This is a genomic window from Paraburkholderia sp. RL17-337-BIB-A (genome assembly GCF_046025895.1).
Classification (GTDB): domain Bacteria; phylum Pseudomonadota; class Gammaproteobacteria; order Burkholderiales; family Burkholderiaceae; genus Paraburkholderia; species Paraburkholderia fungorum_C.
In genome coordinates, this window is sequence record NZ_JARESY010000002.1 from 3,450,123 (window position 1) to 3,463,526 (window position 13,404).

Annotated in this window: 12 protein-coding genes; 4 read left to right on the forward strand and 8 right to left on the reverse strand. The window is 58.6% G+C overall.

All coding sequences use genetic code 11. The features are described 5' to 3' along the window. Window positions 1-10: 10 nt before the first annotated feature. From P0D84_RS36055 to polA, 3 genes are all read right to left on the reverse strand, one after another. Window positions 11-883, reverse strand: coding sequence for a dienelactone hydrolase family protein (locus P0D84_RS36055; protein WP_408345049.1), 873 nt, complete (start codon window positions 881-883; stop codon window positions 11-13). Window positions 884-971: 88 nt separating this feature from the next. After that, complete coding sequence (locus tag P0D84_RS36060; protein ID WP_408345052.1) at window positions 972-2,324, reverse strand: NAD(P)/FAD-dependent oxidoreductase; 1,353 nt, start codon at window positions 2,322-2,324, stop codon at window positions 972-974. A 177-nt stretch (window positions 2,325-2,501) separates the two neighbouring features. Beyond that, on the reverse strand, window positions 2,502-5,243 hold the full coding sequence (gene polA, locus P0D84_RS36065) for a DNA polymerase I (protein WP_408345055.1): 2,742 nt from the start codon (window positions 5,241-5,243) through the stop codon (window positions 2,502-2,504). Window position 5,244: 1 nt separating this feature from the next. On the opposite strand from polA, the gene P0D84_RS36070 reads away from it, so the two are divergent. Continuing rightward, entirely contained in the window at window positions 5,245-5,988 is a 744-nt protein-coding gene (locus P0D84_RS36070; RefSeq protein WP_179739347.1) for an LOG family protein, read from the forward strand. A gap of 81 nt (window positions 5,989-6,069) precedes the next feature. On the opposite strand, the gene P0D84_RS36075 is transcribed toward P0D84_RS36070, so the two are convergent. Next, window positions 6,070-6,987 carry a transcriptional regulator GcvA gene (locus P0D84_RS36075; RefSeq protein ID WP_408345059.1) on the reverse strand — a complete coding sequence of 306 codons (918 nt, stop codon included), beginning with the start codon at window positions 6,985-6,987 and terminating at the stop codon, window positions 6,070-6,072. 97 nt (window positions 6,988-7,084) lie between these two features. Between P0D84_RS36075 and P0D84_RS36080 the strand changes: the two genes are divergently transcribed. Both P0D84_RS36080 and P0D84_RS36085 read left to right on the forward strand, forming a co-directional pair. Further along, a complete protein-coding gene (locus P0D84_RS36080) occupies window positions 7,085-7,654 on the forward strand; it encodes a chromate transporter (RefSeq protein ID WP_408345062.1) in 570 nt (189 codons plus the stop codon). Beyond that, window positions 7,651-8,181 carry a chromate transporter gene (locus tag P0D84_RS36085; protein ID WP_408345065.1) on the forward strand — a complete coding sequence of 177 codons (531 nt, stop codon included), beginning with the start codon at window positions 7,651-7,653 and terminating at the stop codon, window positions 8,179-8,181. The genes P0D84_RS36080 and P0D84_RS36085 overlap by 4 nt, the downstream gene beginning before the upstream one ends. Window positions 8,182-8,254: 73 nt before the next feature. Here the strand turns inward: P0D84_RS36085 and P0D84_RS36090 are convergent, their stop codons facing one another. From P0D84_RS36090 to P0D84_RS36105, 4 genes are all read right to left on the reverse strand, one after another. Then, a complete protein-coding gene (locus P0D84_RS36090) occupies window positions 8,255-8,722 on the reverse strand; it encodes a hypothetical protein (RefSeq protein WP_408345068.1) in 468 nt (155 codons plus the stop codon). A 203-nt stretch (window positions 8,723-8,925) separates the two neighbouring features. Beyond that, window positions 8,926-9,285 (reverse strand): hypothetical protein, encoded by a 360-nt coding sequence (locus P0D84_RS36095; RefSeq protein WP_408345071.1) that lies wholly within the window; start codon window positions 9,283-9,285, stop codon window positions 8,926-8,928. Between the two features lie 4 nt (window positions 9,286-9,289). Then, on the reverse strand, window positions 9,290-10,648 hold the full coding sequence (locus tag P0D84_RS36100) for a hypothetical protein (RefSeq protein ID WP_408345074.1): 1,359 nt from the start codon (window positions 10,646-10,648) through the stop codon (window positions 9,290-9,292). Next, window positions 10,585-11,583 carry a M23 family metallopeptidase gene (locus tag P0D84_RS36105; RefSeq protein ID WP_408345077.1) on the reverse strand — a complete coding sequence of 333 codons (999 nt, stop codon included), beginning with the start codon at window positions 11,581-11,583 and terminating at the stop codon, window positions 10,585-10,587. Before P0D84_RS36105 ends, P0D84_RS36100 begins: the two co-directional genes overlap by 64 nt. Window positions 11,584-12,203: 620 nt before the next feature. Between P0D84_RS36105 and P0D84_RS36110 the strand changes: the two genes are divergently transcribed. Further along, on the forward strand, window positions 12,204-13,307 hold the full coding sequence (locus P0D84_RS36110) for an IS5 family transposase (protein ID WP_408345080.1): 1,104 nt from the start codon (window positions 12,204-12,206) through the stop codon (window positions 13,305-13,307). Window positions 13,308-13,404: the final 97 nt, after the last annotated feature.

Here is a 13,404-nt window from a genome sequence, read left to right on the forward strand (position 1 = left end):
CAGGAGTGACTCAAGCCACCCCATGCTGCTTGAACCACACCAGCACACGGCGCCAGCCGTCTTCGGCATCGGCCTTTTTATAACTCGGACGATAGTCCGCGAAAAACGCATGGCCCGCGTCGTCATATACGACGAATTGCGAACTGCGCCCTGCCTGCGGACCCTGCGCGATGGCCTGCTTCATCTGCTCGAGCGAGGCTTGGGGAATGCTCTGATCCTGCAAGCCATACAGCCCTAGCACCGGCGCATGCAGATCAGCCACGCGATCGAGCGGGTTCGCCGGCGTCGTCGCACTGTGATCGCCGCCGACTCGGCCATACCATGCCGCCGCCGCCTTCAGCCGGGGATTGTGCTCGGCATACAGCAACGCGATGCGTCCTCCCCAGCAGAAGCCATTCACGCCCAGCCGGTCGAGATCGCCGCCGTGCTCGCCCGCCCACGCGACGGTGGCGTCGAGATCGCCCAACGCCTGCTTGTCCGGCACCTTATCGAGAATCTGGGCGCTGATCTGCTGGACGGTCGGCAGCACCATGGGATCGCCCTCGCGGACGAACAGATCCGGCGCGATCGCCAGATAACCGAGCTTGGCAAAGCGCCGGCACACGTCGGCGATATGCTCATGCACGCCGAATGCCTCATGGATCACGATGATCACCGGCAGATGCGTCTTACCCTTGGGCTGCGCGCGATACGCCGGCACGAGCGTGTCGCCCGAACGCACGGCGACCTCACCGGCTTCAAGACCGTCGCTATCGGTATGGATGGTTTGCGCCGACACCGGTAGCACGGCCGCGGCGAAACCGGTGCCGAGCACGGCTTTGATGAAAGTACGTCGATTGAATGGAACGTGCGGGACCAGGCTGTCGATGTCAGGTTTCAGCATGCGGCGCTCCTCGAATGTAGGTTGGAGGCAACAGGATACGCTTCACCCGCATCCTGTTGCACATGCAACCTTCTCGAGCAGTTGAGCGTCAGTGCAGCTTGACGCGCGGCAGCGTGGTGCGCCGCAACCAGTGCGCGAAGGTGTCGAGCACCATCCGCGCGTAACCGTGCAGCGCGGCGATATGCAGCCGGTACAGCGACATGTACATGAAGCGCGCAAACAGCCCTTCGATCAGCATATTGCCGCCGATCACGCCGCCCATCAGGTTGCCGACCGCGCTGAAATGCCCGAGCGACACCAGCGATCCGAAGTCGCGATAGGTAAATTCCGGCAGCGGTTTGTTGTCGAGCCTCGCGGCAAGCGCCTTCATCAGAAAGCTCGCCTGCTGGTGAGCCGCTTGCGCACGCGGCGGTACATTGCGCTCGTTGCCCGGCCACGGGCACGCCGCGCAATCACCGAGCGCGAAGACGTTATCGTCGATTTCGGTTTGCAGCGTGCGGCGCACGATGAGCTGCCCCAGACGATTGACCGGCAGGCCGTCGAGCTCACTCAGAACCGCGGGCGCCTTGATGCCCGCCGCCCACACCGTCAGATCGGCGCGCACGGTTTTACCGCTGGCCGTGCGAATCATGCCGGGCGCGACCTCGGCCACGGTCTCGCCGGTCATCAGCTTCACGCCGAGCTTGGTGAGCAGTTCGGCGGTGGCCGTCGACACACGCTCCTGCAAGGCCGGCAAAATGCGCGGCCCCGCCTCGATCAGCACGATGCCGACGTCATGCCGCGGATCGAGCTTATGCAAGCCGTACGCGGACAGCACCTGCGCCGTATTGCGCAACTCCGCCGAGAGCTCGACGCCGGTCGCACCGCCACCGACGATCGCCACCTGGATGCGCGGCTCAGTAGAGGTCGACGACGTACCCGGCCCCGATTCGACCGGTTCATGCACCTGATGCTCCGCGCGCATACAGGCCGCAATCAAGCGCTTGCGGAAGCGCTCCGCCTGGCTGACCGTATCGAGCGCCAGGGAGAACTCCGGCGCGCCCTTCACGCCAAAGAACGCCGTGGTGCTGCCGATCGCGATGATCAGCGTGTCGTATTCGAGTTCGCGCGCGGGCAGCAGTTCAGCCCCATCGTCGTCGAGCACGGTGCCGAGCGTGAGACGTTTGTTCGCGCGATCGAGACCGGTCAGCTCGCCCTGCTGAAACTCAAAGCCATGCCAGCGGGCTTGCGCCGCATATTCGAGTTCCTGGGTGAACGGGTCCATGCTGCCGGCTGCCACTTCATGCAGCAGCGGCTTCCAGATATGGGTTGGATTACGGTCGACGAGCGTGACTTGCGCGCGCACACCGCCTTTGTTCTTGTGGGGTGCATAGCGGTCGCCTAAGCGCGTCGCCAGTTCCAGTCCCCCCGCGCCCCCGCCAACGACGATAAAACGATGCATGGAACTCTCCGTATTTGCCGATGGGTTATGCGTCGTGATAGCGCGCATCAAACATGAAGCGCGCGCCGTCTGTCCTATCGATTGTCCGCGAGCGGCACGGGTTGTCACAAGCCATCAATACGCATATGTGACCTGCGTGCGACGTTATCGCCTATCACACGCCCCGTCACATGCCAGTCAATGCGCTTCTTCCCAGTTCAGGCCGGCGCCCACTTCAGCGACCAGCGGCACTTTCAGCGCGGCCACACCGCACATCAGTTCCGGCAGGCGCTTGCGTACGTCGGACAATTCCGCGTCCGGCACTTCGAGAATCAGTTCATCGTGCACCTGCATGATCATGCGCGTGCCGACCTTCGACTCCTCGATCCACTTCTGCACCGCGATCATCGACAGCTTGATCAGGTCGGCGGCCGTGCCCTGCATCGGCGCGTTAATTGCCGCGCGCTCCGCTGCCTGACGGCGCGGACCGTTGCCGCCGTTGATCTCCGGCAGCCACAGGCGGCGGCCGAACGCCGTTTCCACGTAGCCCTTGGCCTTCGCGCTCAGACGCGTTTCGTCCATATAACGCGCGACGCCCGGATAGCGCGCGAAGTAGCGGTCGATATACAGCTTGGCCGCATCGCGCGTAATGCCGAGGTTCGCGGCGAGACCAAACGCGCTCATGCCGTAGATCAGGCCGAAGTTGATGACCTTCGCCACGCGCCGCTGATCGTTCGACACTTCGAGCGGCGTCACGCTGAAAATTTCCGCCGCGGTGGCGCGGTGAATGTCTTCGCCTTGCGAGAACGCACGCAGCAACGATGCATCGCCGGAGATGTGCGCCATGATGCGCAACTCGATCTGCGAGTAGTCGGCGGAGACGAGCTTGTGTCCCGGCGGGGCGATGAACGCCTCGCGAATCCGGCGGCCTTCGCCGGTACGCACGGGAATGTTCTGCAAGTTCGGATCGTTCGACGCCAGCCGGCCTGTCACCGCCACCGCCTGTGCGTAGTTCGTATGCACGCGGCCCGTTTGAGCGTTGACCATGCGCGGCAGCTTGTCGGTGTAGGTCGATTTCAGCTTCGACAAACCGCGGTGTTCGAGCAGGATCTTCGGCAACGGATAGTCTTCGGCGAGCTTTTGCAGCACTTCTTCGTCAGTGGACGGCGCGCCGCTCGGGGTCTTCTTGACCACCGGCAATTCGAGCTTCTCAAAGAAGATCTGACCGATCTGCTTCGGCGAACCGAGATTGAATTCGCCGCCGGCCAGCACGTATGCTTCGCTTTCCAGCTGGATCAGACGCGTGCCAATTTCGCTGCTTTGCGCGCGCAGCTTGTCGGCGTCGATCAGCACGCCCGTGCGCTCCATCTTGCGCAATACGCGCGACGTGGGCACTTCAATGCCGCGATACACGTAGTCGAGCGTCTTCTCCGCGGCCACTTGCGGATACAAGGCCTGATGCAGACGCAAGGTGATGTCGGCGTCTTCCGCTGCGTATTCGGCGGCCTTGTCCAGCGCGACTTCATCGAAACCGATCTGCGACGCGCCTTTGCCCGCCACCTCTTCGTACTTGATCGTCTTGATGCCGAGATGGCGCAGCGCGAGGCTGTCCATATCGTGCGTGCGATGCGATTCGACCACGTACGATTCCAGCAGTGTGTCGTGCTCGACGCCGCGCATTTCGATGCCGTAGTTCGCCAACACCTGTTCGTCGTACTTCATATGCTGGCCGACTTTCTTGTGCTCGGCGCTTTCCAGCCACGGCTTGAGCTTCGCGAGCACTTCGTCGCGCGGCAGTTGCACCGGCACGTCCGGGCCGCGATGCGCGAGCGGCACATAAGCGGCATGGCCCGGCTCGACCGAGAACGACAACCCGACGATTTGCGCGGTCATCGGATCGAGCGAGGTGGTTTCCGAATCGAACGCAGTCAACTCGGCCGCGTTGATCTTCTCGAGCCATGCATCGAACTGCTCCCACGTCTGCACGGTGTCGTAGTGACGTTCGTGGTCCACGCTGAGCGCCGGCGGCACATCGGTCTCGGGCCCTTCCACCGCATCCGCGATCTCCACTTCGCGCAGCCAGGTCTTGAAACCGTTGCGCGTGAACACCTCGCGCAGTTCTTCACGCGATTCCGGCCGGCTCTCCAGGCTTTCTTCGATCGACACGATATGGCCGGTCAGATCGCAAGCGCGCTCGACGGTGACGAGTTTCTTCGCCATTGGCAGAAAATCGAGCGCACGTCGCAGATTGTCTCCTACCGCACCTTTGATCTCGTCCGCATGTGCGACGATGCCATCGAGTGTTTCGTACTGCGTGAGCCACTTGATCGCCGTTTTCGGCCCGCATTTCTCGACGCCAGGCACGTTGTCGACGGTATCGCCGATCAATGACAGGTAGTCGATGATGCGCTCCGGCGGCACGCCGAATTTGGCGATCACGCCCTCGCGGTCGAGCTTCTCGTTCGTCATCGTATTGATGAGGGTGACATGATCCGACACAAGCTGCGCCAGATCCTTGTCCCCAGTCGACACGATCACATTCATGCCGCGTTTTTCGGCTTCGGTACTGAGCGTGCCGATCACGTCGTCGGCTTCGACGCCTTCGATCATCAACAGCGGCCAACCGAGCGCGCGCACGGCGACGTGAATCGGCTCGATCTGGCGCGAGAGATCGTCCGGCATCGACGGACGATTCGCCTTATAGTCGGCATACCAGTCGTCGCGAAACGTTTTGCCCTTGGCGTCGAACACGCACGCGCTATACTCTGCAGTGACTTCCTTGCGCATGCGCCGCAGCATGTTGATCATCCCGTAGAGCGCACCCGTTGGGCCACCTTCGGGCCCGCGCAAATCGGGCATCGCATGGTAGGCCCGGTACAGGTAACTCGAACCGTCGACCAATAGCAGGGTCTTACCTTCAAGGCTTCGTTCTTCAGGCATTATGACTAAGAGAAAAGTGATTCCGAGTCTGCGATCACTCGCAGATCAAGAGCGCGCAACGGCTAAGAAGGCCCGCGCATCGTGGCAGATGTTCACGATTATGGCAGAGTTTATCGAGGCGACCGAGTACCTCTCGGAGATTCGTCCGGCTGTCAGCATCTATGGTTCAGCGCGCCTGAAACCGAACTCGCCTTACTACAAACTCGCCACGCAAATCGCGCGCAAGCTGTCGGACGCAGGCTTCGCGGTGATCTCGGGCGGCGGCCCCGGCATCATGGAGGCGGCCAACAAGGGTGCCCATGCGGGCAAAGCCCCTTCGGTCGGCCTGAATATCGAGCTGCCGCACGAGCAATCGGGCAATCAGTGGCAGGACATTTCGCTGCGCTTCCGCCATTTCTTCACGCGCAAGGTCACGTTCGTGAAGAACTCGGATGCGGTGATCGTGATGCCGGGCGGCTTCGGCACGCTGGATGAACTCGCCGAAGTCCTCACGCTGATTCAAACCAAGAAGTCGCGCCACGTGCCGATCATTCTGGTGGGCGGCGAGTTTTGGGAAGGTCTGCTTGCGTGGTTCAAGAACTCGCTCACGCCGATGGGCCTGATCAATCCGGCGGATATGGACTTGATGCAGGTGATCGACGACCCGGATCAAGTGCTCGAAGCGGTGCTGAAGTTCTACGAAGACCGCGAAGAAACCGAACCGCATCCGGCCAAGTCGGATGAAGACCGGATGTTCTATCTGTGATCCTGGCGCTTCGCGCCCAGTGCGCGAAGCGCAGCGAACGTGCGGTGTTCGATACACATCGAGCAACGCCCGCAAGCGCTGCTAGCGGGCCGCCTCCAGGCCGCTCGCTTCCACTCCACCCGTCTGATCACCCTGCGCTTGCAGCCATTCGCAGAACTGCGCCACGAGTGGCGCCTGCGCGATCTCTCGCCTCGCCACCCACCAATAGCCGCGTGCATCGATACGTGGGCCGGCCAAAGGCATGATGAGCCGCCCCGATGTCAGCTCGTCCGCGAGCAAAGGCAACGGACCGAGCGCCCCGCCGAGCCCATCCACTGCAGCCTGCAAGGCCAGATAGAAGTGATCGAACGATTGCTTCTTCCGGCATCTCGCCGTCACCCCCGCTGCCGATAACCAGTTGCCCCACGCATCGGGCCTTGTGTCCGAATGCAGCAGTACGTGCTTCGCGAGATCGTCGGCTGTGCTGATCGGCGAGCGTTGCAGAAGCGCAGGACTGCACACCGGAAGCTCGCTCTCACCAAGAAAATGGCCGCTCACGCAGTTCGGCCAATGCGCCGGCCCGCGCCGGACGGCGACGTCAAAGCTGTCCAGGGTTTCGACGGGCGCGTTTGAAGTCGACAGCCGCAGTTCCACGTTCGGCACCTTGCGCTGGAACTGGTGCAACCGCGGCAGGAGCCACTTCATTGCGAAGGTCGGCAGGGCATTCACTCTTAAAACGTGGACGACGCCCGTATCGCGCAGCTGATCGGTGGCAAGCGCGATGCTGTCGAACGCGGCCTGCACGGTGGCCAGATAGCGGCGGCCGTCGTCGGTCAGACGCACGCGCTTGCCGCGGCGATGGAATACCTGCACACCGAGCCACATTTCAAAAGCCGCAACTTGGCGGCTGATTGCACCGTGCGTCACATGCAACTCGTTCGCCGCCGCGGTGAAGCTCTCATGCCGCGCGGCAACTTCAAAGGCGCGCAGCGCCGGAAATGGAGGAAGATTGCGAGACATGCTTGTGATTCTAGATCACAAAGGCGCGCCGAAAAATCGTTTTGCTCGCCGCCGGTTAGGCGCTACCCTCCTGAGCTTGAACCGGAAGCTTAACGATATGGATCACGATCTCACTTCAACCGAGGCAGCGCTCGCGCCCGCGCCCACCTTGCGGGAAATTTTTGGCGGCTTTCTTGGCCTCGGGCTGATCTCGTTCGGCGGCGCGCTGCCGCTAGCGCGGCGCGCCCTGGTCGAGCAACGGCGTTGGCTGACCGGCGCTGAATTTACCGACCTGCTCGGCCTTTGCCAATTCTTGCCGGGTGGCAATGTGATCAATCTTTCAGTGGCGATCGGGATGCGCTTTCGCGGCGTGCCGGGTGCGCTGGCGGGTTTGCTCGGGTTCATTGCGGGGCCTTCGCTGGTCGTGATCGGCCTTGGCGTGCTTTACGAACACACGCAAAACGACCCGCACGTTCGCCATCTGTTTGCTGGTCTCGCGGCCGCTGCGTCCGGCCTGCTAATTTCGATGGCGGTGAAAATCCTGCTGCCGTTGCGGAATAAACCAATGGCCGCGCTCATCGCGACGATCGGCTTCATCGCGATCGCCATCATGCGCCTGCCGCTTCTGCCTACGATGCTGGTGCTCACCCCGCTCAGCATCTACATCGCGTCGAGGGCCGCACGATGAACGACACGCTCATTTCTCTTGCCATCATTTTCAGTCAGCTTTCGCTGCTCGCGTTCGGCGGCGGCAACACGATTCTTCCGGAAATGCAGCGTCAGGTGGTGGATGTGCATCACTGGATGCCGGCTAGCGAATTCAGCGCGCTGTTCGCTCTGGCACAAGCGGCGCCGGGGCCGAATCTGATGATCGTGACACTGGTCGGTTGGCACGTGGCGGGTTGGGCGGGGATGCTGGTGACTTCAGTGGCCAAGTTCGGGCCGTCGTCGCTCGTGACAATACTCGCGCTGCATGCGTGGGATCGGTTCAAGGACCGTCCGTGGCGGCGTTATGCGCAAATGGGGTTGGTGCCGGTGACGGCCGGGATCGTTGCGGCGAGCGCGGCGTTGATCGCCGAGACATCGAATCCGACGGCGATTGCATGGGCGATCGCCGCGTTCACGGCGGTTATGGCGTTGAAGACACGCATTCATCCGTTGTGGCTGCTGGCGGCTGGGAGTTTGATCGGGTTGACGGGGTTTGGGCAGTTTTGAAATTCTTTGGGGGGACATGGGCGTGATTATTTTGGTGAGAAGGCCCCCTGTCTGAGTCTTCCGCCCTTATTTCTTATTGATCGGCATCGAACTCCCGTTCAAAAACGAAATCTGTTCCATCCCAGACATAGAGCGCACCAGATCGACGCCCTATCGACGGATCATATGCATCGTGCTCGATCAGAACCGGTACGCCGCCTCCGTCATGACCAATCCCTACTCCCGTGCCGAAGGAAATTAATTGGAATCGAATGCTTTTTCGCAGGCCAGCAAAGACACCCGTGTAAGAGTTTCGCGCGGTCTTTATCGGATCAACGAGGCAAATGTTTAGAGTGCCGTCGCGAAAAGGTTCAGAATACGCACGGAATTTCAGACCGCGATAAAATCTGTCGATCGAGTATTTATCACTTCCACAAACAAAAAGTCGCATATCCGTGTCGGAAAACAACTCGGAGGCGAGACGGTGTTTAAGAGAAAATGCTCCGCAGGCCTGAGCAGGTAGACAGATAGTCCATGCCAAAATTAATAGAAAAAATCTCATGGACTCTGCACTCCAATGAAACCTACATGATATACATCATTGGCCCGAAAGCTGCTGCTGCCCGACGCCGATAGACGGGCAGGTTGTGCGCAAGTCATTGCACATTCTTCGGCAAGCGAGTTATGCAAGTCTTCGGTACATTGTCCTCGAAGTATGTGCTAGTCAATTGCCTCCTTTTTCTATCCACCTTTAATTCAATAAACTCATCGCCGCAGCTTGGGAAATACTCCACGAACGCCTGTCGTTTTTTTGAAAACATAAAAATTCTGTGAATTGTGTAGACCCCCCATGCCATCATCGACATACCATATCGAAAAGTCCTTTTCCCCATCAAAATTAAAATCATCGATATTTATATTTATTTTCTTCTCCGAATCGACGACTACTTCTCTGCTACGTCTAAAATTCGGCCCATAAATTTTATAAAAAATCAATTTTCCCTCTGCTTTTAACGCCACATTTACTCGACCATCAGGCGAAAACTCTATCCATCCGTTCGACGCCCAAGTCTGGCAACAAAAAAACAACAAAAGGATCTGAATAAAAAACTTATTTTTCCCCATAGCTCTACTCCGACCACTCCATATCGGCACGCACGCCGCTCTTTGGTGGCGGCGCAACGATCAGTTCTGTTGAGCTATTTCCGATTCTATATGTCAGTTTGCGAAGCATGAATGCGGAGTATGCCTGTCTTTCATAGTAACCATTCCCGCCTCCATTCACCAAGCGGTTCACAAGGCCAATATTCACTGCAGAATAGCGGCGATCGGCGACTCTGTTTATATTGAATCCCTCCGAAAACGATTTTGACACCCAATAAAAACCACCTGAGTCACAGGAGGAGTAAATATCTTCGGCTATAAAGTCGGGATCAAACCGAGGGAACCAGACGATCAACTGACCGCCATCATTCGGATTTCCTGTGTAATGACGAGACGTGGATGAAATTCGCGGAGCCGTCGAGGGCAAGCGCTCTGCATATCCGCCGACATTGTTCGGAAAAGATCTAAACTTGCCATACTGTATGTAGTTCCCGGCCCACGTAAGCTGCATTATTCCCCGCCCGTAGAATGCGCCGTAGTATTCCGTCGCCGGATTGTTACTTGAATACTGCCCAAAACCCCATTCGTGCATGAGTCTCCTTGCGCCGCTCAAATTTCTCCACTGCGCCGTTTCAAGAAGCACCTGAGCCAAAAAAATGGATATGCGCTGTTTATCGTATCCTATATATTTTCGAATACATTCGTTCAATGCGACCGAGTGCCCCCGAATTCGATTACATGCTTCCGTTTTTGTCAGGGTGTACGTCGACCCGCTAGTGGTAATTGCTGTCCGCGGGTTTCCTGTTTGACCGTAAAACGTATGTCGAGGAAACGTAGCGGCAAGCTCGTCTAGGCTCATCCATCCACACGTCCTGAAATGCCGAATAAACGCTGTGGGATGAAAAAACCAAAGCTTCCCGCCAGTAGGTAACCCTGTGTGATCCCAGAATTGAAAGGACTTCAACAGGTTGAGGAATTTCATGTAACCCGCTTCGTTGCCATCGTAGAACTCGCCCGAGTCTTTCAATTTCCGGTAACGATCTTCGTTGTGCGTGCTGTCCCATTCGCTCGGCGCTTCACATACGAACCCACGCAACTGCTTACGCACACCATCGGTCGTCTTCACATAGCGAACGAACACATCTTCCTTCTGGTATTCCTCGGTCTCCGCTGCTTCCTCCGGTGTCTCGTGATCCTTCGCGTCCTTCAGGATTTTCTTCAACGCATTGATATCGCACAGGCCGTCCGCATTGAATGGTCCGTTACCCTCACTGATCTTTTTCCAACCTTTGAAGAATGGGAAATCAGCGTCGGACAGCTTCAATACACCTCGGATGTTGATGTCGATATAGCCTTCCTGACCTGACGCAAAGGCGACTCGCATCCAGGTGGTACGCCAGCTTCCGGCAACGTTGCGTGTGTAGTAAGCACGCGGCCGAAGCGCAGCATCTCGTAGCCGTCGCTCGGGCAGCCTGGATATAGGGCACTCGCTCGGTTGTAGAGGTTATATTCGTAGTCAGCCTCACGAATCGGTTCTGTGGTCAGCAGTTCGAAGTGCCCCGCTCCCGCGTCGCGCCACACATTTGTGAATTTCGAACCTTTGTGAAACCACGCCTCAACGTACAGCGTGTCGGGATTCCGCCCAGCGCGCAATTCGTCGAATCGGATACCGTTGAGCTTGTGGTTTGCGTCCGTGCCCACCGGCAGCGCCAGAAACTGCTGATGCGGCGGAATGATGTAGTAACTGCTGCCCCAGTAGTCGGTTGTGGCAGGTGTGACGACCTGCTCGTGGCCCAGCTGGGTAGCACCGAAATACGCATCGAAATCCGGCTTCGTCATGAAGATTTCGAAGTGCAGGTGCAACTGGCCGTGGCATCGCCCGGCCAGTCCGAGGACGTCTTTCCGATAGACCTTACGGCCGCCGCCAGCCTGAGCCGGAGCGACAACCGGAGGCAACATATCGGGTCCAGGTGACGCTGTTCGCAGGAACGACGGCACCACGTCCGGATGAAAGCCGTGGTCGTTATAACCATCGAGTTCCAGCAGATGCATGTAGAGCGAATAGAACGTCAGCTTGCGTCCTTCGCCTGTATCGGTCGTGTGTTTGAGCAGCACAAAGCCGGCATTGCTGTCTGGCACTCCGCCGCCGCCATTGAAGGCGTGCTGGCACACTCGGTAAGCCACCACTTCACCGTCAGCGATCGCGCGGATTTTCTCGTTCTGCATTCTTGGTGCCAAATGCATGCCGGGATGCCAGCGGCGATCGAACGCAATCGGATAGATACCGTGCGCCACTTCATAACGATCAATCGCATCCATCACCGAGTCTGTTGAATTGGTATCGTTCGTCTCGGGCAAGAAGGGAGGGCTGATTATCATCGTCTCAACGCTCCAGACGACTCGATTCGGAAGCCCACAAACGGCTGGCCAGATGGGCTATCAACGGGACGCCTGAGCTAACCTCAAGACCGCAACCGCCCTTATCCGCAGCTGGTAGCGGAAAAGTTTGCAGAACAGGTAGCAAAGCTGGCTCGAACACCCTCGCCGATCCATTGGGACAACTTACGGCTCGCTGCGGTGGAACTGAAGCCGACCTCAGCGACGGGGACGCGAGCGTATTCCCGCGGGTAGTACTTCGGATCTGCAATTGTCCTAATCTTGGTCTGCATGGAGCATCTCCGGTCTCTTGTAGTCGATTGGATAATGTCGATTTACTCGATGTCATCCGATCCGACTCTTTTAATGTGACCTTGGACGCTACCTATTGCCTCAGCCTGTGCCTATAAGAGAAGTCCGATTTTTCTACACAAGCAGTCGCACCCACAGGGCGATTGCATGAAGCTCAATGCCCTAGCCGGCTGCGGAAATACCGACGCCGATGAGTCAGCGGATGAGACGACTGAAACGTTATTGTGATGAAGCCCTAACCCTGAGAGATGATGCGCGGCGCCGATACCTTCACCGAGAGCCTGTTCACGATGCACAAGCTGGAAGACTTTGTTCCCGCGAGTCACCCGCTGCGCGCGATTCGCAAGATGGCCAATGCTGCGCTGGCGAAGATGGAGCCGTTGTTTGCCCGCATGTATGAGGCCGACATCAAGGGCGGGCGGCCCAGCATTGCGCCGGAGAAACTGCTGCGGGCGATGCTGTTGCAAGTGCTCTACAGCGTGCGCTCCGAGCGACAGTTGATGGAGCAGGTCCAATATAACCTGCTGTTTCGCTGGTTCATTGGGCTGTCGATGGACGATAGCGTATGGGTGCCGACCGTGTTCACCAAGAACCGGGAACGACTGATTAAACATGACGCGGTCATCGAGTTCTTCAATGAGGTGCTGGCCATTGCACAGCAGAAGGCCTGGCTATCAGGCGAACACTTCAGCGTTGACGGTACGCTGATCCAGGCCTGGGCCGGCCATAAGAGCTTTGTGCGCCGTGACGATGACGACCAAGCCAATGGCGATGGGGGCAACTTCAAAGGCGAGAAGCGCAGCAACGACACCCATGAGTCGAAGACCGATGTTGATGCGCGACTCTATCGTAAAGGCGGCACGGCCAGTGAATTGCGCTACATGGGCCATACCTTGAGCGACAACCGCCACGGTCTGGTGGCCAACGCCGTGGTGACGATCGCTGATGGTTATGCCGAGCGCGAAGCTGCGCGGGTCATGATTAACGATGCCAGACAGGCGCTCGATGACCCGGCGCGTGAGATCACGCTCGGAGCTGACAAGGGTTACGATGCCCAGGACTTCGTGCAAGCCTGTGTGGACATGAAGGTCACGCCGCATGTGGCGCAGAACAAGTCGGGACGCCATTCGGCGGTGCCGGAGGCGATTGCGCAAAGTGTGGGCTACGCCATCTCGCAGCAAAAGCGCAAACTGATCGAGCAGGGATTCGGCTGGGCCAAGACCGTTGGGGGCATGCGTCAGGTGATGGTGCGCGGCCTGAAGAAAGTGGATCAGATGTTTGTGCTGACGATGGCGGCGTACAACCTGGTTCGTATGCGCACCTTGGGACAAATCCGTGCGCAGGAGGCGCAATAAGCTAAATCGGGGCTAAAAACGGCACCGACTAGCCACCAGAGACGGGATCGGCCAATCAATTCCCGGATGGTGGAAAAAACGACTCCGGCTTCCCCTT

Coding starts and splice junctions, on each gene's coding strand:
- P0D84_RS36055 (WP_408345049.1), bottom strand. CDS start 883: ATGCTGAAACCTGACATCGACAGCCTGGTCCCGCACGTTCCATTCAAT.
- P0D84_RS36060 (WP_408345052.1), bottom strand. CDS start 2,324: ATGCATCGTTTTATCGTCGTTGGCGGGGGCGCGGGGGGACTGGAACTG.
- polA (WP_408345055.1), bottom strand. CDS start 5,243: ATGCCTGAAGAACGAAGCCTTGAAGGTAAGACCCTGCTATTGGTCGAC.
- P0D84_RS36070 (WP_179739347.1), top strand. CDS start 5,245: ATGACTAAGAGAAAAGTGATTCCGAGTCTGCGATCACTCGCAGATCAA.
- P0D84_RS36075 (WP_408345059.1), bottom strand. CDS start 6,987: ATGTCTCGCAATCTTCCTCCATTTCCGGCGCTGCGCGCCTTTGAAGTT.
- P0D84_RS36080 (WP_408345062.1), top strand. CDS start 7,085: ATGGATCACGATCTCACTTCAACCGAGGCAGCGCTCGCGCCCGCGCCC.
- P0D84_RS36085 (WP_408345065.1), top strand. CDS start 7,651: ATGAACGACACGCTCATTTCTCTTGCCATCATTTTCAGTCAGCTTTCG.
- P0D84_RS36090 (WP_408345068.1), bottom strand. CDS start 8,722: ATGAGATTTTTTCTATTAATTTTGGCATGGACTATCTGTCTACCTGCT.
- P0D84_RS36095 (WP_408345071.1), bottom strand. CDS start 9,285: ATGGGGAAAAATAAGTTTTTTATTCAGATCCTTTTGTTGTTTTTTTGT.
- P0D84_RS36100 (WP_408345074.1), bottom strand. CDS start 10,648: ATGCGAGTCGCCTTTGCGTCAGGTCAGGAAGGCTATATCGACATCAAC.
- P0D84_RS36105 (WP_408345077.1), bottom strand. CDS start 11,583: ATGGATGCGATTGATCGTTATGAAGTGGCGCACGGTATCTATCCGATT.
- P0D84_RS36110 (WP_408345080.1), top strand. CDS start 12,204: ATGCGCGGCGCCGATACCTTCACCGAGAGCCTGTTCACGATGCACAAG.